Origin of the sequence: Tropicimonas sp. TH_r6 (assembly GCF_033101155.1) — a bacterium.
GTDB lineage: Bacteria > Pseudomonadota > Alphaproteobacteria > Rhodobacterales > Rhodobacteraceae > Tropicimonas.
In genome coordinates, this window is record NZ_JAWMPX010000045.1 from 1 (window position 1) to 21,733 (window position 21,733).

The 21,733-nt window shown below is 64.0% G+C and carries 24 protein-coding genes; 11 read left to right on the forward strand and 13 right to left on the reverse strand.

The genetic code is table 11. The annotated features are described in order from the left end of the window. Window positions 1–189: 189 nt before the first annotated feature. Together R3X27_RS24045 and nikR are read right to left on the reverse strand one after the other, a co-directional pair. Window positions 190–2,238: a methyl-accepting chemotaxis protein gene (locus R3X27_RS24045; protein WP_317711449.1), complete on the reverse strand. Its 2,049-nt coding sequence runs from the start codon at window positions 2,236–2,238 to the stop codon at window positions 190–192. A gap of 304 nt (window positions 2,239–2,542) precedes the next feature. Then, on the reverse strand, window positions 2,543–3,040 hold the full coding sequence (gene nikR / locus R3X27_RS24050) for a nickel-responsive transcriptional regulator NikR (RefSeq protein ID WP_317711450.1): 498 nt from the start codon (window positions 3,038–3,040) through the stop codon (window positions 2,543–2,545). A gap of 153 nt (window positions 3,041–3,193) precedes the next feature. On the opposite strand from nikR, the gene R3X27_RS24055 reads away from it, so the two are divergent. The 5 genes from R3X27_RS24055 to R3X27_RS24075 are packed head-to-tail and all read left to right on the forward strand — an operon-like array spanning window position 3,194 to window position 6,579. Beyond that, window positions 3,194–3,961, forward strand: coding sequence for a DUF4198 domain-containing protein (locus R3X27_RS24055; RefSeq protein ID WP_317711451.1), 768 nt, complete (start codon window positions 3,194–3,196; stop codon window positions 3,959–3,961). After that, a complete protein-coding gene (gene cbiM, locus R3X27_RS24060) occupies window positions 3,961–4,593 on the forward strand; it encodes a cobalt transporter CbiM (RefSeq protein WP_317711452.1) in 633 nt (210 codons plus the stop codon). The genes R3X27_RS24055 and cbiM overlap by 1 nt, the downstream gene beginning before the upstream one ends. Next, window positions 4,590–5,153: a cobalamin biosynthesis protein CbiL gene (locus R3X27_RS24065; protein ID WP_317711453.1), complete on the forward strand. Its 564-nt coding sequence runs from the start codon at window positions 4,590–4,592 to the stop codon at window positions 5,151–5,153. Before cbiM ends, R3X27_RS24065 begins: the two co-directional genes overlap by 4 nt. Continuing rightward, window positions 5,150–5,860 (forward strand): energy-coupling factor transporter transmembrane component T, encoded by a 711-nt coding sequence (locus R3X27_RS24070; protein WP_317711454.1) that lies wholly within the window; start codon window positions 5,150–5,152, stop codon window positions 5,858–5,860. Before R3X27_RS24065 ends, R3X27_RS24070 begins: the two co-directional genes overlap by 4 nt. Then, window positions 5,857–6,579, forward strand: a complete 723-nt coding sequence (locus tag R3X27_RS24075; RefSeq protein ID WP_317711455.1) for an ABC transporter ATP-binding protein — start codon at window positions 5,857–5,859, stop codon at window positions 6,577–6,579. Before R3X27_RS24070 ends, R3X27_RS24075 begins: the two co-directional genes overlap by 4 nt. Before the next feature lie 33 nt (window positions 6,580–6,612). Here the strand turns inward: R3X27_RS24075 and R3X27_RS24080 are convergent, their stop codons facing one another. The 3 genes from R3X27_RS24080 to R3X27_RS24090 are packed head-to-tail and all read right to left on the reverse strand — an operon-like array spanning window position 6,613 to window position 9,096. Next, window positions 6,613–7,167, reverse strand: a complete 555-nt coding sequence (locus tag R3X27_RS24080) for a histidine phosphatase family protein (RefSeq protein WP_317711456.1) — start codon at window positions 7,165–7,167, stop codon at window positions 6,613–6,615. A gap of 31 nt (window positions 7,168–7,198) precedes the next feature. Further along, entirely contained in the window at window positions 7,199–7,720 is a 522-nt protein-coding gene (locus R3X27_RS24085; protein WP_317711457.1) for a glutathione peroxidase, read from the reverse strand. 50 nt (window positions 7,721–7,770) lie between these two features. Further along, window positions 7,771–9,096, reverse strand: coding sequence for an AarF/ABC1/UbiB kinase family protein (locus tag R3X27_RS24090; protein WP_317711458.1), 1,326 nt, complete (start codon window positions 9,094–9,096; stop codon window positions 7,771–7,773). 210 nt (window positions 9,097–9,306) lie between these two features. On the opposite strand from R3X27_RS24090, the gene R3X27_RS24095 reads away from it, so the two are divergent. The 6 genes from R3X27_RS24095 (at window position 9,307) to R3X27_RS24120 (ending at window position 13,999) form a co-directional block, all read left to right on the forward strand. Next, a complete protein-coding gene (locus R3X27_RS24095) occupies window positions 9,307–9,969 on the forward strand; it encodes an SDR family NAD(P)-dependent oxidoreductase (RefSeq protein WP_317711459.1) in 663 nt (220 codons plus the stop codon). Then, complete coding sequence (locus R3X27_RS24100; RefSeq protein ID WP_317711460.1) at window positions 9,963–11,489, forward strand: cryptochrome/photolyase family protein; 1,527 nt, start codon at window positions 9,963–9,965, stop codon at window positions 11,487–11,489. Before R3X27_RS24095 ends, R3X27_RS24100 begins: the two co-directional genes overlap by 7 nt. Window positions 11,490–11,653: 164 nt before the next feature. Next, the gene (locus R3X27_RS24105) at window positions 11,654–12,031 is read left to right on the forward strand and encodes a PAS domain-containing protein (protein ID WP_317711461.1); all 378 of its coding nucleotides are present in this window, start codon (window positions 11,654–11,656) and stop codon (window positions 12,029–12,031) included. A 45-nt stretch (window positions 12,032–12,076) separates the two neighbouring features. Further along, window positions 12,077–12,616, forward strand: a complete 540-nt coding sequence (locus R3X27_RS24110) for a lipocalin family protein (protein WP_317711462.1) — start codon at window positions 12,077–12,079, stop codon at window positions 12,614–12,616. Between the two features lie 78 nt (window positions 12,617–12,694). Beyond that, complete coding sequence (locus R3X27_RS24115) at window positions 12,695–13,330, forward strand: DUF3047 domain-containing protein (protein WP_317711463.1); 636 nt, start codon at window positions 12,695–12,697, stop codon at window positions 13,328–13,330. 129 nt (window positions 13,331–13,459) lie between these two features. Next, window positions 13,460–13,999 (forward strand): aggregation factor core, encoded by a 540-nt coding sequence (locus tag R3X27_RS24120; protein WP_317711464.1) that lies wholly within the window; start codon window positions 13,460–13,462, stop codon window positions 13,997–13,999. Window positions 14,000–14,100: 101 nt separating this feature from the next. On the opposite strand, the gene R3X27_RS24125 is transcribed toward R3X27_RS24120, so the two are convergent. The 8 genes from R3X27_RS24125 to R3X27_RS24160 all read right to left on the reverse strand — a co-directional run bounded on the left by R3X27_RS24125 (window position 14,101) and on the right by R3X27_RS24160 (window position 21,665). Next, window positions 14,101–15,138 carry an extracellular solute-binding protein gene (locus tag R3X27_RS24125; protein ID WP_317711465.1) on the reverse strand — a complete coding sequence of 346 codons (1,038 nt, stop codon included), beginning with the start codon at window positions 15,136–15,138 and terminating at the stop codon, window positions 14,101–14,103. A gap of 20 nt (window positions 15,139–15,158) precedes the next feature. Continuing rightward, window positions 15,159–15,968, reverse strand: coding sequence for an ABC transporter permease (locus R3X27_RS24130; RefSeq protein ID WP_317711466.1), 810 nt, complete (start codon window positions 15,966–15,968; stop codon window positions 15,159–15,161). A 3-nt stretch (window positions 15,969–15,971) separates the two neighbouring features. Beyond that, window positions 15,972–16,901: an ABC transporter permease gene (locus R3X27_RS24135; RefSeq protein ID WP_317711467.1), complete on the reverse strand. Its 930-nt coding sequence runs from the start codon at window positions 16,899–16,901 to the stop codon at window positions 15,972–15,974. After that, window positions 16,901–17,995 carry an ABC transporter ATP-binding protein gene (locus R3X27_RS24140; protein WP_317711468.1) on the reverse strand — a complete coding sequence of 365 codons (1,095 nt, stop codon included), beginning with the start codon at window positions 17,993–17,995 and terminating at the stop codon, window positions 16,901–16,903. Before R3X27_RS24140 ends, R3X27_RS24135 begins: the two co-directional genes overlap by 1 nt. A 153-nt stretch (window positions 17,996–18,148) precedes the next feature. Next, window positions 18,149–18,610 (reverse strand): carbon monoxide dehydrogenase subunit G, encoded by a 462-nt coding sequence (locus tag R3X27_RS24145; protein WP_317711469.1) that lies wholly within the window; start codon window positions 18,608–18,610, stop codon window positions 18,149–18,151. A gap of 114 nt (window positions 18,611–18,724) precedes the next feature. Then, a complete protein-coding gene (locus R3X27_RS24150) occupies window positions 18,725–19,600 on the reverse strand; it encodes an XdhC family protein (protein ID WP_317711470.1) in 876 nt (291 codons plus the stop codon). Continuing rightward, window positions 19,597–20,790, reverse strand: coding sequence for a vWA domain-containing protein (locus R3X27_RS24155; protein ID WP_317711471.1), 1,194 nt, complete (start codon window positions 20,788–20,790; stop codon window positions 19,597–19,599). Before R3X27_RS24155 ends, R3X27_RS24150 begins: the two co-directional genes overlap by 4 nt. Beyond that, window positions 20,787–21,665: a MoxR family ATPase gene (locus R3X27_RS24160; RefSeq protein ID WP_317711472.1), complete on the reverse strand. Its 879-nt coding sequence runs from the start codon at window positions 21,663–21,665 to the stop codon at window positions 20,787–20,789. The genes R3X27_RS24155 and R3X27_RS24160 overlap by 4 nt, the downstream gene beginning before the upstream one ends. Window positions 21,666–21,733: the final 68 nt, after the last annotated feature.

The window sequence follows — 21,733 nt, forward strand, 5'->3', positions numbered from 1 at the left end:
CGAAAGATACAGTTGCTAAGATGTTTGATCCGACGGTTTGATGGTGCAATCCATTCACGGCAATGGAAAGACATCTTGCGGGTTCAAATTCGTTATGGCCACCCAACCAGCGTCAGATGTTATCTTGGGCGCCAGTTGCAACGCTTGCAATGGCGCCCCAAGATGTCCGGGTTTCAGTTGGACATGAGGTCAGAAGTCAGCCCAACCTTCATCTTCTTCCTGCTCGTTCACAGCGGCCGCAAACGGCGTCGCGTTCACGGCGACATCGACAGATGTCCTGTTCCGCTTTGAGGTCGTTTCAGGTTCTCTCGAACGAGATGGCATGGCGACGATTCGTTCTTCGTCAAGTCGGAAGCTCGAACTGTTACGATCCAATTCACTGGCCTGGGCCTTGAGCGACCCGACGGCGGCAGTCGTTTCTTCGAACATCGCAGCATTTTGCTGGGTCACCTGGTCAAGTCGGTTCACAGCGACAGAAATCTCGGAAAGTGCCGTCGATTGCTGAACCGAGGAATCGGCCACGGCTTCAACAAGGCCGTTTAGCGAGACAACCAGGGTTTCGATCTCCTGAAGAGCTTCGCCGGAGTCCTTTACCAAAGCTACACCGCTCTCAACTTGATCGCCGGATGTGGAGATGAGCTGAGCAATTTCTTTTGCGGCTTCAGACGATCGTTGAGCCAGGGCCCTGACTTCGGAGGCGACAACCGAGAATCCTCGCCCGGCTTCACCTGCTCGGGCAGCCTCTACGCCAGCGTTGAGGGCCAGGAGATTTGTCTGGAAGGCGATTTCGTCGATAACGTTCGTGATCTTGGAGATCTTGCCCGAACTCTCTGCAATTTCCGTCATCGAGACGATCGTCTTCTCGACCACCATGCGTCCCGCCTCGGTTTTCTCTTGCGCTTTGCCGACGGTGCTTGATGCCTCGTGAGCGCCCTTGCTCGAATTGTCGACCGAGGCCGAAAGCTGCGTGATTGCGGCTGCCGTCTCTTCCAGAGATGCTGCCTGGGACTCCGTGCGCCGACTCATTTCCGTGGCGGCATTGTTGAGCGTGTCACTCTCACCGTTGATTGTTCGGGATCCCTCCACGATAGCCCGCACAAGCGAAGAGATCCGCTCGATGGCTTCGTTGAAGTTGCGTCTCAGTTCCTCATAGTCTTCGGGGAATGCCTCAACGATGCGGGCACTCAAGTCGCCTTGCGACATTGCACCCAGAGACTGGGACAGGGCCGCCACGACCTTTGCCTGTTCGGCACGACGCGCCTCGCGTTCGGCTTCCACCGTCGCCCGTTGTTCTTCTCGTTCGACTCGCTGCTTTTCTTCCTCTTCGCGGCGCCGTTCCGCTTGCTTTGCTTCGCGTTGTTCCATCTCCAGTTGCTGCTGGAGAGCTTCTTCTTTCTGGTGGGCGATCTCAGCGTCTTTTTCGGCTTGCTCCGCTTCCAGGGCTTTCCGTTCAACGAGTTGCTCCCGGAAGACGTTGATTGATCGGGCCATCGATCCCAACTCACTCCGAGAGCCTGTGAAGGGAACCTCCGCCTCAAGATCATCCTCGCGCATCGTCTTCATCCGTTCGACGAGTGATTTCAGTGGGTTGATAATGCTTCGGATCAAGATCGCGGAGACTGCCAGCAAGGCAACGAGACTGGCTCCCATGGCAATCAGCGAGGTGCGTTGAAGCAGGGCAAGGTCTTCCTCGATATCTTCGACATAAGAACCCGTTCCGACCATCCACTCCCAAGGTGCGAACCAGACGGCGTATCCGATTTTCGCTTCAGGGATATCGGATCCCGGCTTGGTGAAATGATAGGTCAGAGATCCCTTGCCTTCGGTCTTCGCGATCCGAACCAATTCCTCAACAAGCCGAACGCCATTGACGTCCTTGAGGTCGGATTTGTCCTGCCCGATCCATTCGGGTTTTGTTGGTAGAACTCTTGCAACATGATCACCGTCATACGCGTAGAAATAGCCGGATTCTCCATATCGCATCGCGGACAAAACCCGGTGCCCTTCGGCCTTTGCCTCTTCGAGCGTGAGGGTTCCGCTTTCAACCTGCGCCTGAAGATCCTCAAGGACACTGACGGCCGATTCCGAAACATCCGCGAGATGCAGGTCGCGCATCTCGTAGGCACTGTCCACGGCCAATGAAAGCAGGATTTGCGAGAGGATGGCAGTCAGGACAAACGACAAGGCGACAATTGCATAGAACCTGGTCGACAGACTGGAAAGGCGTTTGCGAAGCATTAAAGCGATCCTCATTCATACGGGGCAACTCGCTGTTATCCGAGCCGCCCTAAGAATCGGTGAACTTGCCTCGGGCTCCGTTCGAGTTTCGCCGTGGATCTCGCTTGCGATTGAAATCCAATGCCGGGAAATCGGCATTCCGCATATCTACGGCTCCGTGCAACGCGATACTCCCCGGGCCATCGGAGGCCATGTGGCCTGTCGGTTCCGCGTCAACTCCGCAACCGGTCACGGGCCCCGGGAAGATAGGATACAGAGTCCCATCGTTCCGACGCTCTTTTTCGTTTCTAAGTGTATCGGCTACTCAGCCCTCGGAACTTGGCTTTCCGAAGCTTGACTTGACGTGGATATGGCGATGAGGGTGTGCCCCGTCGTCGTGGTCGTGGACATGCTGCGCGTCGCTTGCAGAGACCGGGACAAGCGAGAGCGCCCCGTGCGCAACACCACGTTCGAGAAACAGCGCTTCGGCCGCGGAACTCACATCACCAAGCTTGCCGCGCGTCACCTCTATCTCCAGAGCCGTCGAATGGTCGAGAGGAACCGACAGCGAAGCGACATGGCGGTCATGCGAATCGAGCCGGCGCTGCGCAAGCCGCGCCCCGAGGTTACGCATGGTCTGGTCCACCGTGTAGGACGCGACGCCCAGACAATCCGCGTCTTCCGGGCCCCCTTGCCGGTCCAGGATCGCGCGCCGCACAAGGTCACGGATCGCCTCGGATCGGTTCTGCACCCCACTCTCGTCGAGATAGTGGTCGAGGGCTTCCGCGATGTCGTCGGACAGGGTGATCGTGATGCGCTTCATCGCCGTCTCCATTCCATGCAAGCACTGCATACCAGCAAGGCACTGGGATACAAGGAAAACACTTGAAAGCGGTTGCACATGGAGAGGCTGTATGATTTTTCTTTACAACAATCATACTGCAAATTCAGCACGCAGAAAGAGAACCTTCCGAGCATGTCAGTTCCCGCACATCCTTTCGCCGCCCTTGCCGTCTCCTTCATGCTGGCCGCGCCCGCCGCTGCGCATTTTCAACAGATCATCCCATCCGCGGACGTGCTGCCTGATGGTGGAGAGGTCACGCTCGACCTTGTTTTCACGCATCCGTTCGACGGCGGGCCCGTCATGGACATGGCACCGCCCGTCGCAGTCGGGGTCCTGAAGCGCGGCGAGAAGACCGATCTCACCGGGGCCTTGAGCGAAGCCCGGCAGGGAGATGCGATGGCTTACGGACTGACCCATGATCTGAACGAACCGGGCGCCGCGGTGTTCTACATCGAACCGGCCCCGTACTGGGAGCCGGCCGAAGGCAAGTACATCATCCACTACGCCAAAGTCGTGGTGGACAGCTTCGCCTCGGGCGAGGGCTGGGATGAGAGTGTCGGCTTCCCGGTCGAGATCTTGCCGCTCAGCCAACCCACCGGCCTGTGGACCGGAAATCTCTTCACTGGCATTGTGACCAAGGGCGGCGCGCCGGTGCCCTTTGCCGAGATCGAGATCGAGTTCATCAATGATCAGGGAATCGAAGCCCCGAACGACGCCTATATTACCCAGGTACTCAAGGCCGACGCGAACGGCACCTTCTCTTATGCCATGCCATTCTCTGGCTGGTGGGGCTTCGCGGCGCTTGTAGAGGGCGATACGCCGATGATGGCGCCCGACGGCACCGAGGTGCCGGTCGAGGAAGGCGCGCTTATCTGGGTCAACGCCAAACCGGCCGAGTGATGGCACATATCCCGGATGGTCTCCTGTCGCTCCCGGTCCTGATCGGAGGCGGCGCATTCGCGGCGGTGGGCGTGGCCGCAGGGCTGCGCAGCATTGACGACCGCGCAATCCCGCGAATCGCGATCCTGTCGGCAGCGATGTTCACGGCCTCGCTGGTCTCCCTCCCGGTGGGGCCGTCGAGCGTGCATGTGCTGCTGTCCACGCTCATGGGCCTGATGCTGGGTCCGGGCATCTTCCCGGCGGTTCTCGTCGCGCTGATCCTGCAAGCGGTCATGTTCGGCTTCGGCGGCCTGACGACGCTTGGCGTTAACACGATCACCATCGCGCTTCCCGGATATGTCGCAGCCCTTGTCATCGGGGCGCGTATCCGGGACGCGACCTCGCCCAGGGGGGCGGGTCTTCTGGGTGGGATTGGCGCGGCGATTGCGGTCCTTGGCACCGGGTGTCTCGTGGCCGTCTCCCTGTGGCTTTCCTCTTCCGACTACATTCCGGCCGCGAAGGTGATGCTGGTCACCTACCTGCCTCTCGCCTTGGGGGAAGCCTTGATCTGCGCCGCCGTGCTCGTCTTCCTGACAAAGGCCGCGCCGGACCTGTTGGTCCCTCGACTGGCAAACGGAGACCTGCCCGGATGAAACACCTCCCTGCCCTCCTCATCGCCTGCCTTTGCATGGCCGGCCCGAGCGCGGCCCACAGCTTGCGCGTCTTCGCCACGGTCGAGGCGGGACAGGTGGTCGGATACGGCTTCTTTGTCGGAGGCGGGCGACCGCAGCATGCCGCGTGGACTGCCAGCCTGTCCGGCCATGCGGTTGCGGACGGGACGACCGACGCCGAGGGTGCCTTTTCCTTCGCCGCGCCGAGCCCGGTCGATGCGCCACTGACGGTCACGATCAATTCCGGCGAAGGCCATGTCGCCTCCCGCGACCTCGGCCCGGACCGGTTCGGCGCGGCAGAGGGCGCAACGGTCACGGCGCATCGCGCGGCCATCGCGACGCCGCCTGACGACAGCACGCCGGAGCCCTCGGATATCAGCCCGGACATGATCCGGGCTGCCGTCGCCCGGGAAATCGCGCCGCTGCTCGAACGGATCGAACAGATGGATGCGCGGATGCGCCTGACCGACATCCTGTCCGGCCTGTGCCTGATCTTCGGCATCGCGGGCATCGCACTCTGGGCGCGCGGGAGGCGGTCGTGATCCTGCCGGAGGACCTTCGCCTGCGCCTCGTCGTGGCCGCCGGGGTCGTGATCATCCTGTCGCCGATGTCGCAACTCTGGCCGAGCCTGGCCTATCTCGGGCTTATCCTCGGACTGGCCCTGAGCAGTGGGACCGCCCTGCCCTGGCGGCGGTTGCTGCATCTGGAGGCCTTTCTCATTCTGCTGCTCATCACGCTCCCCCTGACGGTTCCGGGGACACCGATGCTCCGCCTCTGGGGCCTCACGGCAAGCTGGGAGGGTGGCGAGCGCGCCGCTGTTGTCGCCCTGAAGGTCACCGCGTCTATGCTCCTCCTGACGATCAGCTTCGCCCATGAGGAGCCGGTGCGGCTGGGACAAGCCCTCCGCGATCTCAGGGTGCCCGAAACGCTGGTGCGGATCTTGCTGGGAGTGCTGCGCTATCTCGCCCTGATCCGCAGCGAATTCGCCCGCCTGCAGGACGCCATGCGCCTGCGATCCTTCCGGCCCCGGTCCAACTGGCACACATGGCGCAGCTACGGAAACCTGATCGGCATGTTGCTGCTGCGGGCCACGGCGCGCGCGGATCGGGTCGAGGAAGCGATGCGGATGCGGGGCTTCGATGGACGCCTTCCAACCACGCCAATGCCGGCGGTGCAACCGCGCGACTGGCCCCTCGCTGGCCTCGCAGCCGTCCTCGCCCTCGGCCTGTTGATCTGGGATCTGACATGATGAACCTGATCGAAGCCGGTGCGGTTGAGATCCGGCGCGAAGGCCGGACAGTGCTCGCCGGGACAAGCCTGTCCCTGGCGGCGGGGGAACGTCTTGCCATTGTCGGCCCCAACGGCGCCGGCAAGACGACATGTCTGCGCGCCCTTGTCGGGCTCGAACCGCTCTCCGGCGGCCGGATCTCGCTCTTCGGCCAGGTTTGCCAACGCGAATCTGATTTCCGCCTCGCTCGCCGCCGCATCGGCTTCCTGTTTCAGGACAGCGACGACCAGCTCTTCTGTCCAACCGTCCTCGAAGATGTGTCTTTCGGCCCGCTGAACCTTGGGCAATCCGACTCCGCGGCCGCCCGGACCGCGCACGCCACCCTTGACCGCCTGGGCTTGTCCCACCTTGCCGATCGCCTGACCCACAAGCTCTCCGGTGGCGAAAAACGTCTCGTCTGCATGGCCGGGCTGCTCGCCATGGAGCCGGATGTCCTGCTTCTCGACGAGCCGACAAACGGAGTGGACATGGAGAATGGTGCCCGGCTCGAACAGGTGCTGTTGGCATTCGACGGCGCCATGATCCTCGTCTCCCATGACGACGCCTTCGTGAGCCGGATCGCGACGCGTGGCATGCTACTGTCGGAAGGAACACTCCTGCCCGCCCGTATCCACACGCATTCCCACGCGCATGTTCATCCGCATATGCACAGCGCCGACGAAGTGGGGGCGGCGTCCTGAACTTGGCACCTCTCGAGGACGACCGGATGGCCGTCAGGGGTCAATGACAAGTCGGTCCAGAACCGTCACGGCCCCGTCCGCCAGACGCAGGACAACAATCTCGCCGGAACTCGGATAGACGCCGGTCAAGGCCGTGATGTTGACCTGATGCGTCACCAGCAGGGCCGGTCCCTCAAGGCGCTCGATCAGCGCGCGTGTCGCGACCGTCTGCCCCGCGCCGGACTCGCGCGCCTGGTAGAAGGAGTTCAGCTCGGGTGCGATCTCCACAGAGGCGACGCCCAGCCGCTCCGCGGTTTCGCGGCAGCGGCACCAGGCGCTGCTCAGGACATGATCGATCCGGATCGCCTCGGCCCGAAGTTTCTCGCCGATTGCCCCCGCCTGTGAGCGCCCGCGCGCATCGAGATTGCGTTGCGTGCTGCAATCGTCAAGCCTGAAGCCGGACGGATCACCTGTCCCCGGCGCCAGGGCGTGGCGCATGAGGCCGACGACACCGGGCTCGTTCAAAATAGCCCAGTCACTCGCAAGCCCGACATTCGGGGCGATGAGCGCAGCGACGAGACTGACTCGACGAACAAAGCCAAAGAGCATCGCGCGGATCTCCATCACACCGGCCCCAACATCAGTTCAGCAAAGCCTCTATCTCGCGCGTGATCGCGCCCGATTGGGGTTTCGTGCGCGCACCCCAGGTCTTGACGACCTGCCCGTCCGGGCCGACGAGGACCTTGTTGAAGTTCCAACGCGGGACGAACCGGGTCTCGGCCTGAACGGATTTGTAGAAAGGATGCGCCTGCGCGCCGCGCACCGAAGTTATGTCGGTCATCGGCAGGTCGAGATTGTAATTCAACTCGCAGAAATTCTTCACCGCCTCGGCACTGGCCAATTCCTGCCGGAAGTCGTTGGACGGGACCGCGAGCACCTTGAGACCTTGGTCCCGATAACGGTCATAAAGCGCCTGGAGACCATCATACTGCCCGGAGAAACCACAGCGCGAGGCCGTGTTGACCACGAGCACGGGCTGGCCGCGCCAATCTTCGAGAGAGATCTTGCCGCCATCGATCGAGTCGAACGTACCGGTCACGGGACTGGCATCGACCTGGCCGCCAAAGCCGATCAGCAAAGTCAGAAACAGAATGCGAAACATCTCAAAACCTCCGTCCATTGATCTGTTTACGCGTCGCGGGGGCGCGTGGATCACCCGGGCGGGTCGAGATATGGCGCCAGCAATCCGGCGATGCCGACCTTCGCCTTCAGGCGCGTGCCCAGAAGGAACAGCCCCCCCGCCTTTCGCTGGAGATAGAGCAGGTCGACCGGAACAGCGGGCGGGGCGCGTTCCATTTCCGCCAGCCGCCGACCGGCCTCCCGAAGCCGCGCAAGCAGGTCGGAGCTGCCGAAATCGAAACACTCGCGTCGCAACTCGGCAAAGACCATCCCCGCCATCTCCAGAAACGCCTGCCGAAAAACGGCGGACGTCTGCGCAGACAGCAGGCCGAGGGTCTCGGCCCGCGTCTCAAGCGCCTGCAGATCCCCGGCCATTCCCGCCGCAAGCAGGTTACGGATCGTTTCGACGAGGTCCGGGTCGAACTGCCGGACAGCTCCAAAATCCAGCAAGCCAATCCGGTCAGTCTCTGGACAGTACCGGAAATTGGCAAAGTTCGGATCGGTCTGGACCGTGCGATGGGTGAAGAGTTCTTCGAGAAACAACGCCAGCAGGCGTTGCACGGCGCGATCCCGTTCCGGCTGCGGCGCCTGTTCCAATGTCTCGATAGGGCGCGACGGCAGGTAGGTCATGCTCAGCACGGTCGGCGTCGACCAGTCCGGCAGGAATTCGGGCAGGATGAAACCCGCCATCCCCTCAAGCATCTGCGCATAGGAGACCATGGCTCGCGCCTCCTGCGCATAGTCGGCCTCCTCGCGCAACTGCGCACGCGCCGCATCGAGATAGGGCGCGAGATCGAAGTCGCGTGGCAGCAAGCCCGACAGCCGCAGCAGCCCGCCGAGATTGGCGACATCGCTGTCGATGCTGTCGGCGATGCCGGGATACTGGACCTTGATCGCCAGCGCGCGCCCGTCCCGCAACCGGGCGCGGTGCACCTGTCCGATCGAAGCCGCCGCGATGGGGCGCGCGTCGAAGCTGCGGAATGCGCGGCGCCAGTCGCTCCCCCAGGCCGTGCGCAGAACCGTCTTGAGTTGCTGCGGCGGCATCGGGTCCGCTCCGGCGCGCAACCGCGCGAGGATCTGCGCAAGCTCCGGCGGCAGCACGTCGCCGGCCTCCATGGACAGCAACTGCCCCATCTTCATCGCCGCGCCGCGCATGCGAGAGAGGTCCTCGGCCAACCGCCGGGCATTGGCCGGGGTGAGCAACAGCCGCTGAAGCTCTGGCCGTTCGCCGCGGGACAGGCTGCGGACACCGTCCAGAGCCAGCCGGCCCGCGATACCGCCGGTCAGCGAGCCGAGGCGATGCAGCCGGGAGATCCGGCCCGACGGCACCCTCCGGGCCAGCGCGCGCTCTGATGTCATCTCGCCTTGCTCCCCTTCTCGCCTCTCACGACACCGTCTCCGCGCCGAAACGCCCGTCCGACTCATCGTGCCGCGTGACGGAAGGTCGTCGGATGACCCATTTGGAAATAGAGCGCCACACGCGCCCGACCAGCTCCGACGCGACCTCGGATGCATTCCCTTTCAACGCGACCGCGCTAAATGTGCTGAGAGAACACAGAGGACCGCAGAATGCAGAGAGCGCTTGTGATAGGGGCATCGGGAGGGATCGGGGCTGCGTTGGCCGCCGCCCTATCGGAACGCGGCGCGGATGTGACCGCCCTGTCGCGACACCGGGACGGTCTGGACGTGACCGACATGGCCTCCGTTGACCGCGTGCTGGGCGGACAAACCGGCCCGTTTGACCTGATCCTCGTCGCAACGGGTATCCTTGCGCCTCCGGGAGGCGAGCCTGAGAAATCCCTGACCCAGATCGATGCAAGCCGCATGGCCGAAGTGCTGGCGGTGAACACGATCGGGCCGGCGTTGCTCCTGCGCCATGCGTCCCGGCTGCTGCCGCGTCAGGGCCGCTCGGTCGTGGCCGTGCTCACCGCGCGTGTCGGTTCGATTGGCGACAATGAGCTTGGCGGCTGGTATTCCTATCGCGCCTCGAAGGCAGCCGCGGGCCAGATCGTGCGCACGGCGGCGATCGAGATCGGGCGCCGGCATCGGGAAGCAGCCGTTATCGCCCTGCATCCCGGCACGGTCGCCACGCCCTTCACCGAGAGCTATCCCGGACACCGTAAGATCTCGCCCGCGCAGGCGGCCAAAAACCTGCTTGGCGTGATCGACGGCATTGGCCCTGAGCAGAGCGGGCAGTTTTTCGACTGGGCTGGCAAGGAGGTGCCGTGGTGAAACTGATCCTCGTTCTGGGTGACCAGCTGTCGCCCGATATCGCGGCCCTGCGCCGGGCCGACAAGGCGCAAGATCTTGTCGTGATGGCCGAGGTCGCCGCCGAAGCGCGCTACGTGCCGCATCATCCCAAAAAGATCGCTCTCATCCTTGCGGCGATGCGGAAACACGCGGACCGCCTGCGCGCGGCGGGCTGGCAGGTCGCCTATTCGCGCCTCGACGATCCGGAAAACGCGGGCTCGATCCCGGGTGAGCTTCTGCGCCGCGCCTCGGAGACGGGGGCAACCCGCGTTCTGGCCACGCGCCCGGGCGAGTGGCGGCTGATCGAGGCGCTGGAACAGGTCCCGCTCGAACTGGAGATTTTGGAAGATGACCGGTTCCTCGCCAGCCATGCGGATTTCGACCGCTGGGCCGAGGGGCGCAAGCAGCTGCGCATGGAGTACTTCTATCGCGAGATGCGGCGCCGGACCGGGCTGCTGATGGAAGGCGACGCACCGGCGGGCGGCAAGTGGAATTTCGATCAGGACAACCGCAAACCGGCGGCGGATGACCTGTTCCTGCCCGACCCGCTCCGCTTCGCCCCGGACAAAGCCGTCGAGGAGGTTCTCAATCTCGTGGAAGCCAGATTTGGCGAGAATTTCGGCGCGCTTCACCCCTTCGAAATGGCAACCGATGCCGAGCAGGCCGAGGCGGTCCTGACATATTTCATCGACACCGCACTGCCCTGCTTCGGCGACTACCAGGACGCCATGCTGAAAGGACGCCCTTTTCTTTATCACTCCCTCATTTCAGCCTATCTCAATATCGGCCTTCTCGACCCGCTTGAGACCTGTCGCCGCGTGGAAGCGGCATGGAAAGCCGGGCGCGCGCCGCTCAACGCCGTCGAGGGCTTCATCCGGCAAATCATCGGCTGGCGCGAATTCGTCCGGGGGATCTATTTCCGCGAAGGCCCCGGCTACCTCGACCGCAACCTGCTCGGCCATGACCGGGACCTGCCGGCGCTCTACTGGGGCGGCGAGACCGGCATGGCTTGCCTGTCGCAAGCGGTCGCCCAGACCGGGGAGCATGCCTATGCCCATCATATCCAGCGGCTGATGGTCACCGGGAATTTCGGGCTGCTGGCCGGGATCGACCCGAAGCAACTGCATGAATGGTATCTCGCCGTCTATGCCGATGCTTTCGAATGGGTCGAGGCGCCGAACACGCTCGGCATGAGCCAATTCGCCGATGGCGGACTCTTCGCCTCCAAGCCCTACATTTCCTCGGGGAACTATATCGACCGGATGTCGGATTACTGCGGGTCCTGCCGCTATTCGGTAAAAACCAAGCTGGGAGACGGCGCCTGCCCGTTCAACCTGCTCTACTGGCACTTCCTGTCCCGTCATCGCGACCGCTTCTCGGCCAACCCGAGAATGGGACGGATCTACGCGACATGGGACCGGATGGCGGAAGACCGTCGGGACGCGATCCTGACACAGGGCGATGCCGTCCTGGACCGGCTGGCAGCGGGGGAACCGGTCTGAGACTGCCAAGCCGTCCGATCTGCGACGGATAAGGCGGCCTCCGAAGGACGGGCAACGGCACGGAACGACCTCGGTTCGCGCGGGCGCGATCCCTCTATTGTCGAATGGCGCCAAAGCGCTAGGATGGCCGGGCGAGCCGTCTTGCCGCGCAACAGGAGCATGCCATGTCCGATCCCGTCCCCAGCGAAGAGAGCCTGATTTCCATGCTGGAAACAGAAGAGCGGGAGATGAGCGTTGTGATCACCAATCCCGCGCTGCCCGACAATCCGATGATCTATGTCAGCGAGGAATTCGAAGCCCATACCGGATATGAGCCGGAGGAGGTGCTGGGACGGAATTGCCGTTTCCTCCAGGGACCGGAGACCGACCCGCATGCAATTGACGCGATCCGCGCCGCGCTGAAGGCCCGGACAACCTTCACCATCGACATCCTCAACTATCGCAAATCCGGCGAGCCCTTCATGAATCGTCTCCGGATTCGTCCCCTTTTCGATGAAAATGGCGAACTCACCTACTATGTAGGGGCGCAGAACCCGGTCTGAATGGTGCAGACGGCACGACCGGGATGAGGAAACCGGAGACCGAAGATGAACAGAATTCGCCGCGCGATTGTCGCTGGCCTCATGATCCTTGTCGGTGGTGCGGCACTCGCCGAGACCTATCGGGACCGGGATGTGGAGATGCAGGCCGTCACCGAGCTCGACCTCGAGCGCTATCTCGGGACGTGGTACGAGATCGCCCGTTTCCCGAACCGCTTCGAGAAGGGTTGCGAGGGGGTGACGGCTGAATATGGGCTCAGGGACGACGGAAAGATCTCGGTTCTGAACACCTGCCGCATCGGCGTGCCCGATGGCGAGGTCAAGTCGGCTGACGGACAGGCAAAAGTGGTTGGTCCCGGCAAGCTCTCCGTGACCTTCGTGCCCTGGTTGCCCTTTGCCCGCGGCGACTACTGGGTGCTCTATCTCGACGAGGCCTATGAGCTGGCCGTGGTCGGAGCGCCCCGTGGGACGACGGGCTGGATTCTCGCGCGCAGCCCATCCATTTCGGCGCAGGAACGCGCCAAGGCGGAAGAAATTCTCCGACAGAATGGTTACGATCCGTCACGTCTTCGGGAGGTGCGGCACTGATCGGACCGCGCGGGGTTTCCCGCCCGGACGATCCGGCTATCCTCCTGCGCGTAACTCAGGAACGCGCGGAGAATGACGATGAAGGCGATTGCAGCCCTTGCCCTGACGGTTTCCCTTGCGGCCCCGGCCGCCCTCGCGGTGCCCTTCGGGAACTGGAGCGAACAGGCGTTTTCGCGCCTTGACGCCAACCAGTGGCGCCAGTCCTCTCGCGCTGTGGAGGTTGTGTCGGACAGCTCGGTCTCCCTGATCTGGACCCGGTTGCCGGCCTCTGAGGGCGCGACGGGCCGGGCAAGCTGGGACTGGTCCGTGCGCGAGAGCGTACCTGCCACTCAGCTTACGAAAAAGGGCGGGGACGACCGGAATCTCGCGCTCTATTTCATGTTCCTTCCGGCGGATCGCGCCGAGGCCAGCCGCGACGCCAATGTCCGCCAGATGCTGCGGTCGCGCGACGCGCGCGTGCTGATGTATGTCTGGGGCGGCGATCATTCCCGCGGCGACGTCCTGCCCTCGCCCTATCTCGGCAAGCGCGGCAAGACCATCATCCGGCGCCCGGCTGGCACGGGCAGTTTCCAGGAAAGCGTAGACCTGGAAGCGGATTTCCAGCGTGCCTTCGGCAGCCAGAAAACCGTGCTTGTCGGCCTTGCGGTCTCTTCGGACAGCGATGACACAGCTTCCTCGATCCGCGCCACGCTTGGCGGCCTCAAGCTCGACTAGCGCCCGTCCGCTCTCATGAGGGGGCTTCCGCGGCGGCGCAGACAATTCACGTGCGGAATGATCCAGAGCCGGACCAGCATCGTATCCCTGACATGCCGCAACTCGCGGGTGCAATTGATTGGAGATACCATGTTTCGCAGAACCGTCCTCGCCGCCACCGCCGGCCTGATCGCCGCCACCGCCGCATTTGCCAGTGGACCGTCCGGCGAGACCGCCAATAGCGGCGCCATGGTCGTGACCTTCCTGGAAGGGGCGCCCAAGGACCGCTTCGTGCTCACCAATACAGGCTCGTGTGACCTTCAGGCGGTCGACGTCACCCTCGACCTGTCGACCTCGGCCTCCGGCGTGATTTTCGACGTGACCGGCAGCGGTGCCGGGGTCGAGGTGTTCCAACCCTTCGAGATTGTGTCGGGGGCAGGATATGTCGGGACCGCGCCGCGCGTGGCCGATGGAGACAAGACCCTGATGCTGCGCCTCGACACCCTTCCGTCGGGAGAGGAAGTGGCCTTCACGATCGATGTCGACGACACGCGCGGCACCCGCGAAATTACCGTCACCGACAGCGAGCTCCGTGGCGCGACGGCCTCCGTCCAGACAGCCGCCTGGACCGCGTCTCAGGCGTTTGGCGAGACCGCAGATCTGGCAGTTGCCCTCCCCGCCTGTTCCTGACCCGGGCACCGTGCGACCGGGCCTGAGACCCATGCGCAAAGAGCCCCGGATGTCGACGACATCCGGGGCTTGATCAGTTTTCGTGTCGGTCGAAGCGCTTGTTACTGCTTCAGCTCTGTCCAGATCCGGTCATAGACAGCCTGGGTTGCCTCGTCGCAGGCTTCGATGAAGACGCCCGGCCCGGCATCGGCCGGCGGGTTGGCCTCCGGAAGGGTGCGCAGCTCCTCGTCGAGCAACGGCGTGACGCCCTCAACCCCGGCAGAATACTGCGTCCAGTTGGTCAGGATGGCGACGTTTTCCGGCTCGAGCAGGAAGTCCATGAGCTTGAGCGCGTTTGCGCGGTTGGGCGCATCCTTGAGCAGCGCCATGTTGTCCATCCAGACGATATAGCCCTGCTTGGGGTAGGCATATTCCGTGTTCGCCCCTTCGGAGCGGGCCTTGGCGTTGAACCCGTTCCAGATCATGCCGGCGGCAGCGTCGCCGGAGACCAGGACTTCCTTCGCGGTATCGGAGTTGAACGAGACCCAGTTCGGCTTGGCGGCTTGCAGCATCTCGTTGAGCGCCTTGAGCTGGTCGCGATCCGTCGAGCATTGGGAGATGCCCATATGGATCGAGGCCATGGCCATCACTTCGCCCTGGCTGTCCAGCATGTTGACCTTTCCGGCCAGCTCGGCCGGGCTGTCGAAGAGAATAGCCGTGGTGGCGATATCGCCCTGATAGACATCGCGATTGACGGCAAAGCTGGTCGAGCCCCACTGGTAAGGGATGGAATACTGCCGCCCCTGATCAAAGGCCACGTCGAGCCATTGCTGTTCGATATTGCCCTTGTTGGCCAGTTCACCCTCGCCGATTGCGTCGAGCATGCCATCGGCAGCCATGATCTTGACCATGTAATCGGCCGGGACCGCAACGTCATAGGTGCCCATGGCGCCGGCCTTGAGCGTCGCCAGCATCGCCTCGTTGGAATCATAGGTATCCATGACGATTTCGATGCCGGTTTCAGCAGTGAACTTTTCAATAAGCTCCTGCGGCATGTATTCGAAGAAGTGGAAGACGACCACTTTCTCTTCGGCCATGCCGGCGGTGGCCGTTACGGCGAGCGCGGCTGTGGTGAGCAGTCTTGCCATTGTCCGTTTCATCTGAAGTCTCCTCTGGTGGATCATTTTGGGCTGTCGGATTTGCTGACGAAGTAGGAAAGCGTGACCAGGACCACCGACACGCCCAGAAGCAATGTCGAGATGGCCATGATATTGGGCTGGATGCCGCGCTTCACCGCGCCGAAGATCGCCGTGGGCAGGGTTTCGACCCCGGCGCCCTTGACGAAATTTGTGATGATGAAGTCGTCGAGGCTGACGATGAAGGCGAGCAGGAAGCCCGAGACAATGCCGGGCGTCATCAGCGGCAGCAGGATGCGCGTAAAGGCCTGCCGCCGCGTGGCATAGAGATCCAGCGCGGCCTGTTCGCAATCCGCCTCGATCCCCTGCATCCGCGCCGAGATCGGCAGGTAGGCGAAGGGGATGCAGAAGACGATATGCGCCAGCACGATCGAGAGCAGCCCGCGTTCGAGCGCGATGGCGTTGAAGAAGATCAGCGTGGCAACGGCGGTGACGATCTCGGGCACCATCAGCGGCAGCGAGATCAACCCGAAAGACAGCGTCCTGAGGCGGAACCGGCCGGCCCGGATCATGCCGGTGGCGGCGAGCGTCGCGATCACCGTCGAAACCGTGGCGGCGGTGATCGCAATGACAAAGCTGTTGACGGCGGCAGTCTTGAATTTCGCGCTTTCCGGCCCGGTGAAGACATCGACATACCAGCGCAGCGAGAGCCCGTCCCAAGTGGTGATCGAGTTGGAATCGTTGAAGCTGTAGACCGTCACCACGACAAGCGGCGCATAGAGGATCACGAGACACAGGAAGGTCAGGGCCCGGAAACCGCGATAGGATCGGATATCGAGCTTGCCCTGCGCCATCGCCTACCCCCGGCCCCGGTTTTCGGACCTGGCCTGCTGGCGCGCGAAGAGCAGCAGGATCACCAGCACCATGGACAGAAGGATCATCGATGTCGCCGCGCCGAAGGGCCAGTTGCCGGCATTGCCCTTGAACTGTTCCTCGATCAGCGACCCGATCATGAAATTCCGCGCTCCGCCAAGCAGGTCAGGCGCGAGGAAAGAGCCGAGCGAGGGCACGAAGACGAGGATGCAGCCGGCAATCACGCCGGGACGGATTGCCGGCAGAAGGATGCGCCGCAGGGTAGTCCATTTCGAAGCGTAGAGATCGGCGGCAGCTTCCGAGAGGGCGAAGTCGTAGCGCTCGACGGCGGCATAGATCGGCAGCACCATGAAGGGCAGGTAGGAGTAGAACAGCCCCAACTGCACGGCGAGATTGGTGTTCACGATCTGGAGCGGGCTGTCGATGACTCCCGTGAACAGCAGGAAATCGTTCAGCGGCCCCTGCTCGCGCAGCAAGAACTTCATCGAGACCGTGCGGATCAGCAGGTTGACCCAATAGGGGATGGTGATCAGGAAGACCCAGACCGGGCGCTGACGGGCCGGGCGGGTGGCGATGAAATAGGCGGTCGGAAAGCCGATCAGCAGGCTCATCAGCGTCGCCGAGCCCGCCTGCCAGATCGATCGCCAGAAGATCGCGAGATAGGTCCACTGGATCTTCGGCGGCTCATCGCCAAACAGCCCGCGGTCGAAGAAGAACTGGTCATAGGCCGCGAGGCTGAACTCCCAGATGACGCCGCCGCGAAACTCCTTCGTCAGGAAGGAATAGACCAGCATCATCAGCACGGGTGCAAGCGAGAGTAGCGCGAGGACGGACCATGCCGGCAGCAGCAGCCAGGGGCGCGCCGCCTTGTAGGTGTCGCTCGTGACGCCGCCACCCGCAGCCCCCGCCGCCATCAGTCGATCAGGAGCCGGCCGGCTCCCGCCTCCATATTGATGCAGCATTCCTGTCCGGGCGCGATGATGCGCTTGCTTCCCCGCTCGGAATTGGAGCTGCGCACGGTCAGGGTTGGCCCGTCGGGCAGCGCGACGATGGTGGAGATGCCGGTGCCGGTGAAGAGGTTTTCGACGACCGTGCCGGTCAGGACATCCGCGCGCTGCGGCTCCTGCGAGGTAAACAGGCGTTCCGGCCGGATCGACAGATGGACGTGCGCCCCCGCCTCCACGCCCTCCACGGCGTCGCATGTCAGCTCCTGCCCACCGTCGAGCCGGCAGCGGGACGACCCGTCGGCACTCCCGGTGACGGAGACCTCCAGCAGGTTCGTCTCGCCGATGAAGTCGGCCACGAAGCGATTGCGCGGACGCTCGTAGATCTCTCGGGCTTCCCCGACCTGTTGCAGCTCCCCTTCCGACATCACGGCGATGCGGTCGGACATGGTCAGCGCTTCTTCCTGGTCATGGGTGACGAAGACGAAGGCGATCCCGGTTTCCCGCTGCAGGTGCTTGAGCTCAAGCCGCATGGCCTTGCGCAGCTTCAGGTCCAGCGCCGAGAGCGGCTCGTCCAGCAGGAGCACCTTGGGCTGCGGCGCCAGCGCCCGCGCCAGCGCGACCCTCTGTTGCTGCCCGCCCGAAAGCTGCGCCGGGCGCCGCTCGGCGAATTGCTCCAACCGCACAAGCTCCAGCATCTCGCCCGCGCGGGCGCGGGCCGCCGCCTTCGCCTGCCCGAGCATTTCCAGCCCGAAGCTCACATTCTCCAGCACGTTCATATGCGGGAACAGGGCGTAATTCTGGAAAACCGTGTTGACCGGCCTGCGATTGGGCGGCAGCGCTTCGATCTCGTCCCCGTAGAGCAGGATTCGCCCGTCCGTGACCTCTTCGAACCCGGCGATGATCCGCAGCAGGGTCGTCTTCCCGCAGCCCGACGGCCCAAGAAGCGTGAAAAACTCGTTGTCGCGGATGTGCAGGGAAATGTTCTTGAGTGCGGTGAAGCTGCCAAAGCGTTTGACCGCTCCCTGAACGTCAATTGCATTCTGCGCGCGTGTTTCGGACATCGACACTTACCTGAGGACGGCTTCTCATTCCCTGTCCGGCGCATCTGCACAAGTGTCAAAATCCGAAGGCGCTTGCCTTTGTCGCATGTAAACCGGGTCTCGGGGGCCCGGACGGCGCGAAATTCATCAAGAACGCGCGTCCGGGGCAGCCCGTCACTCCGCTGGCGCGATATCCTCCGGTTGCAACTCGTTGGCCAGCGCAGTGAAGAATTTGCCGGCAAGTTTCCGAGAGGTGCTGAGGATCAGACGGCTTCCAAGCTGGGCGAGTTTCCCGCCAACCTCTGCCGTCGCGGTGTAGGTGAGCAAGGTCTCGTCGCCACGATCCTCGAGCGTCACGTCCGCGCCGCCCCTGGCGAAGCCGGCGACGCCACCCTGACCCTCGCCGGTCAGGCTGAAGGCTTCCGGCGCGTCGGTCTGGTCGAGCGTGACATTGCCGCCGAACCGCGCCTTCACCGGACCGATCTTGAGCACCACCTTGGCTTCCAGCTCCGTATCCGAGTTGCGCACCAGCTCCTCGCAGCCCGGAATGCAGGCCTGCAGGATCTCGGTGTCGTTCAACGCCGCGTAGACCGTTTCGCGCGGCGCGGGGATCAGGATTTCGTCTTGGAGTTCCATGGGGGTCCTTTCAGCAACAGGGGAATTTGATATTGGCCAGAACATCGGCATGTTCCGGGGTGGTTTCGACTGTGACGCGCTTCGTGCGGCGCAGCAGTTTCCGGATCATGCGGATCATTTTCTGTCCTCCGGTGATGTCATGTCCCCTGCCCCGCTCGGGCCGTCCGGCCGCTGCTCCGCCCGGATGACCGAGACCAGTTCGGCCAGGATCGACAGCGCGATTTCCTCCGGGGAGATGGCCTTGATGTCGAGCCCGGCTGGCGCCTTCACGGCATCGAGCCGGCTGGCATCGACCCCGTCCGCTTTCAAGCGTTCGGCGAGGGTTGCGAATTTCCGGCGACTGCCGACGAAGGCGATGTACTCGGAGCCGGCCGAAACAGCCGCCCGAAGCGCCGCCTCGTCACCCTTGCCCTGCGTCGCAATCACGATGTGACGCCGGGACGCGCCGTCCACCTCCAGCGCAAACCCGTCGGAGACGCGCTCCACGCCGGGCAGGGCCTCGTCCGAGAGCCCCGGCGCGCAGACCGTCCGCCGCAGGTCGAAATGCCCGGCAAGCTTGGCCAGCGCGAAAGCAACCGGGCTCTCGCCGAGGATCACAAGCTCCGGCTGCGGCAGGACCGGCTCGATAAAGACATCCATCGACCCCTTGGAGGGGCAACCGTTGCGGGCGAAGCGCACCCCGTCCAGCTCGTCGCCCGGAGCGACGCCTTCCGCATCGAGCAGATCCTGCGGACGCAGCGAAACGAATTGCGGCGCGCCGGAAGAGAGCGCCGTCTTGGCCGCGCGTCCGATCGCGCCGCGCGCACAGCCGCCGCCGATCCAGCCCTCAAGGATTACGCCCTCGTGGTCCAACACCGCCTTGCTGCCGGGCTTGGCAGAGGTTGCACCGACCGTACGCACCACGGTGGCAATGGCAAAGGCCCGCCCGCTGGCGCGCAGGCGTCCCAGTTCCTCGTCAAAACTCATACGGGGTGTTTCTGCGTTTCTCATAGCTTCACGATCTCCGGTTCGAGACGGGCAAGGGTTTCGAGCGTGTTGGCTGCGGCGAAGAGGTCGAGATGTGGCAAGGCGGAGGCCATGCCGCGCGCGACGGGTGTGTAGTCCTTCCACCCCTTGAGCGGGTTGAGCCAGACGATCCGGCAACCCCGGCGGCGCAGGCGGGCCAGTGCCTCGCCGACACGCTCGGGCGCGTCGCTGTCGTAGCCGTCGGAAAAGATGAAGACGACCGTTCGGCCATCCACGAAACGGCGCGCATAGCTGCGGGCAAACTGCTCGAGGGTCTGCCCGATCTTCGAGCCGCCCCCGAACCCCTCTGCCAGCAGCGTGATGCGGTTGAGCGCGCGCAGCGGATCCTCCTCGCGCAGCGCCTCGGTGATCCGCACCAGGCGGGTGTGGAAGAGATAGGCATCCGAGCCGGACTCGCTGCGCATCAGGCCAGCGACGAAGGCGAGGAAGGGCCGCGCATAGGGCAGCATCGAGCCGGACACGTCACAGAGCACGCAGATCCGGACAGGGCGCTCTGGCCGGCGACGATGCGCGAGGCGCATCGGGTCGCCGCCCGTGGCGATGCTGGCGCGGATCGTGCGGCGGAAGTCGATTGTTTCGCCCTTGCGGGCGGCTTTGCGACGGCGGGAGCGCCGGTCGCGCAGCGCCGCGCCGAGGCGTCGGGCCACGGTTTCAGCCTCGCGGATATCCTCGGGCGAGACGAGCTCGCGCAGATCTTTCTTCATCAGCTGGTGGATGCGCGAGGCGACGAGCTTGCCGCTGCCCTCCGACGCGGCCTCGCCCTCGCTGTCATCTTCCGGGGCATGCAGCTTTCCGGGGCCGGCACTTCGCCCCGTCGCGGGCTGCCGCGAATTGCGGCCCGGGCGGGTCTCGCCCTCCGCACCGGTCGGTTCGGCCCTTTGCCGGACACGCCCGGCATTCATCCAATAGCTGTCGAACAGCGCGTCAAAGGCGGCAATATCCTGTTCGCAGCCGGTGCAGACGGATTTCAACGCCATCCGCGCTTGTTCGGGATCGACCGCGCAGACCGCCGCAAGTGCGCGCAGCGCCGTCTCGGTCTCGGCCACGCCGAGATGGAAGCCATTGCCGCGCAGATGCGCCATGAACCCCGCCACCCGGGCCGTCGCCCCGGAATCCCGCGCGGCGAAGCGCGTTATGCGGGAGGTCTGGCTCATGCGGCACGGCCCGCGAGGCGCGCGGTGACTTCGACCGGGATCGCGGCGCGATCGGCATTGGTCTTGAGGAGCGTGACGAGCGTGGCCTGCAACAGGGTCGGATCATCGGAGAGATCGTTGAGACCAAGCCCGGCGAGTGCGGCGGCGAAATCGAGCATCTCCGCCACGCCGGGTGTCTTCTCCAGATCCTCGCGGCGCAGCGCCTGCACGAAACCGACGATCTGCGCGGCAAGGCGCGGTTCAATCTCCGGGCAGCGGCGGGCAAGGATCTCCAGCTCCGTTTTCAGGTCGGGATAGTCGACATGGGAATAGATGCAGCGCCGGCGCAGCGCGTCCGAGAGGTCGCGCGTGCCATTGGCGGTGAGGATGACATGCGGCCGGCTGATGGCGGTGATGGTGCCAAGCTCCGGCACGGTGATCTGGAAATCGGCCAGCACCTCCAGCAGGTATGCCTCGAATTCCTCGTCGGCGCGGTCGATCTCGTCGATCAGCAGGACGGGCGCGGTTTTGCGGCGGATCGCCTGCAGCAGCGGGCGCTCCATAAGGAACTCTTCCGAGAAGATGCGCGCTTCGACATCACGCCCGGTCTGCCCCGCCTCGGCCGAGGCGCGGATCGCCAGCAATTGCCGCTGGTAGTTCCACTCATAGATCGCGTGCGAGGCGTCCAGCCCCTCGTAGCACTGGAGGCGGATGAGCTCGGTGCCCAGCGCGGCGGCGAGGGTGCGGGCGACCTCGGTCTTGCCGACACCCGCGGCCCCTTCGAGCAGGATGGGACGCCCGAGCGACCCGGCGATGTGCAATGCCATCGCGAGGTCGTCAGAGGCGACATAGCCCTGCTCTGCGAAGGCTGTCTGAAGGCTGTTCCAGCTATCCATGATTGTGTCGCGGGGGGGGGGGGGGGGCCGCCCGCCCCCCCCCCCCCCCCCCCGCCGCGCTAGGTGGA

Excerpts from the sequence above, each read along its gene's own strand:
- R3X27_RS24045 (WP_317711449.1), bottom strand. The coding sequence starts at position 2,238 with ATGCTTCGCAAACGCCTTTCCAGTCTGTCGACCAGGTTCTATGCAATT.
- nikR (WP_317711450.1), bottom strand. The coding sequence starts at position 3,040 with ATGAAGCGCATCACGATCACCCTGTCCGACGACATCGCGGAAGCCCTC.
- R3X27_RS24055 (WP_317711451.1), top strand. The coding sequence starts at position 3,194 with ATGTCAGTTCCCGCACATCCTTTCGCCGCCCTTGCCGTCTCCTTCATG.
- cbiM (WP_317711452.1), top strand. The coding sequence starts at position 3,961 with ATGGCACATATCCCGGATGGTCTCCTGTCGCTCCCGGTCCTGATCGGA.
- R3X27_RS24065 (WP_317711453.1), top strand. The coding sequence starts at position 4,590 with ATGAAACACCTCCCTGCCCTCCTCATCGCCTGCCTTTGCATGGCCGGC.
- R3X27_RS24075 (WP_317711455.1), top strand. The coding sequence starts at position 5,857 with ATGATGAACCTGATCGAAGCCGGTGCGGTTGAGATCCGGCGCGAAGGC.
- R3X27_RS24080 (WP_317711456.1), bottom strand. The coding sequence starts at position 7,167 with ATGCTCTTTGGCTTTGTTCGTCGAGTCAGTCTCGTCGCTGCGCTCATC.
- R3X27_RS24085 (WP_317711457.1), bottom strand. The coding sequence starts at position 7,720 with ATGTTTCGCATTCTGTTTCTGACTTTGCTGATCGGCTTTGGCGGCCAG.
- R3X27_RS24090 (WP_317711458.1), bottom strand. The coding sequence starts at position 9,096 with ATGACATCAGAGCGCGCGCTGGCCCGGAGGGTGCCGTCGGGCCGGATC.
- R3X27_RS24095 (WP_317711459.1), top strand. The coding sequence starts at position 9,307 with ATGCAGAGAGCGCTTGTGATAGGGGCATCGGGAGGGATCGGGGCTGCG.
- R3X27_RS24105 (WP_317711461.1), top strand. The coding sequence starts at position 11,654 with ATGTCCGATCCCGTCCCCAGCGAAGAGAGCCTGATTTCCATGCTGGAA.
- R3X27_RS24110 (WP_317711462.1), top strand. The coding sequence starts at position 12,077 with ATGAACAGAATTCGCCGCGCGATTGTCGCTGGCCTCATGATCCTTGTC.
- R3X27_RS24115 (WP_317711463.1), top strand. The coding sequence starts at position 12,695 with ATGAAGGCGATTGCAGCCCTTGCCCTGACGGTTTCCCTTGCGGCCCCG.
- R3X27_RS24120 (WP_317711464.1), top strand. The coding sequence starts at position 13,460 with ATGTTTCGCAGAACCGTCCTCGCCGCCACCGCCGGCCTGATCGCCGCC.
- R3X27_RS24125 (WP_317711465.1), bottom strand. The coding sequence starts at position 15,138 with ATGAAACGGACAATGGCAAGACTGCTCACCACAGCCGCGCTCGCCGTA.
- R3X27_RS24130 (WP_317711466.1), bottom strand. The coding sequence starts at position 15,968 with ATGGCGCAGGGCAAGCTCGATATCCGATCCTATCGCGGTTTCCGGGCC.
- R3X27_RS24135 (WP_317711467.1), bottom strand. The coding sequence starts at position 16,901 with ATGGCGGCGGGGGCTGCGGGTGGCGGCGTCACGAGCGACACCTACAAG.
- R3X27_RS24140 (WP_317711468.1), bottom strand. The coding sequence starts at position 17,995 with ATGTCCGAAACACGCGCGCAGAATGCAATTGACGTTCAGGGAGCGGTC.
- R3X27_RS24145 (WP_317711469.1), bottom strand. The coding sequence starts at position 18,610 with ATGGAACTCCAAGACGAAATCCTGATCCCCGCGCCGCGCGAAACGGTC.
- R3X27_RS24150 (WP_317711470.1), bottom strand. The coding sequence starts at position 19,600 with ATGAGAAACGCAGAAACACCCCGTATGAGTTTTGACGAGGAACTGGGA.
- R3X27_RS24155 (WP_317711471.1), bottom strand. The coding sequence starts at position 20,790 with ATGAGCCAGACCTCCCGCATAACGCGCTTCGCCGCGCGGGATTCCGGG.
- R3X27_RS24160 (WP_317711472.1), bottom strand. The coding sequence starts at position 21,665 with ATGGATAGCTGGAACAGCCTTCAGACAGCCTTCGCAGAGCAGGGCTAT.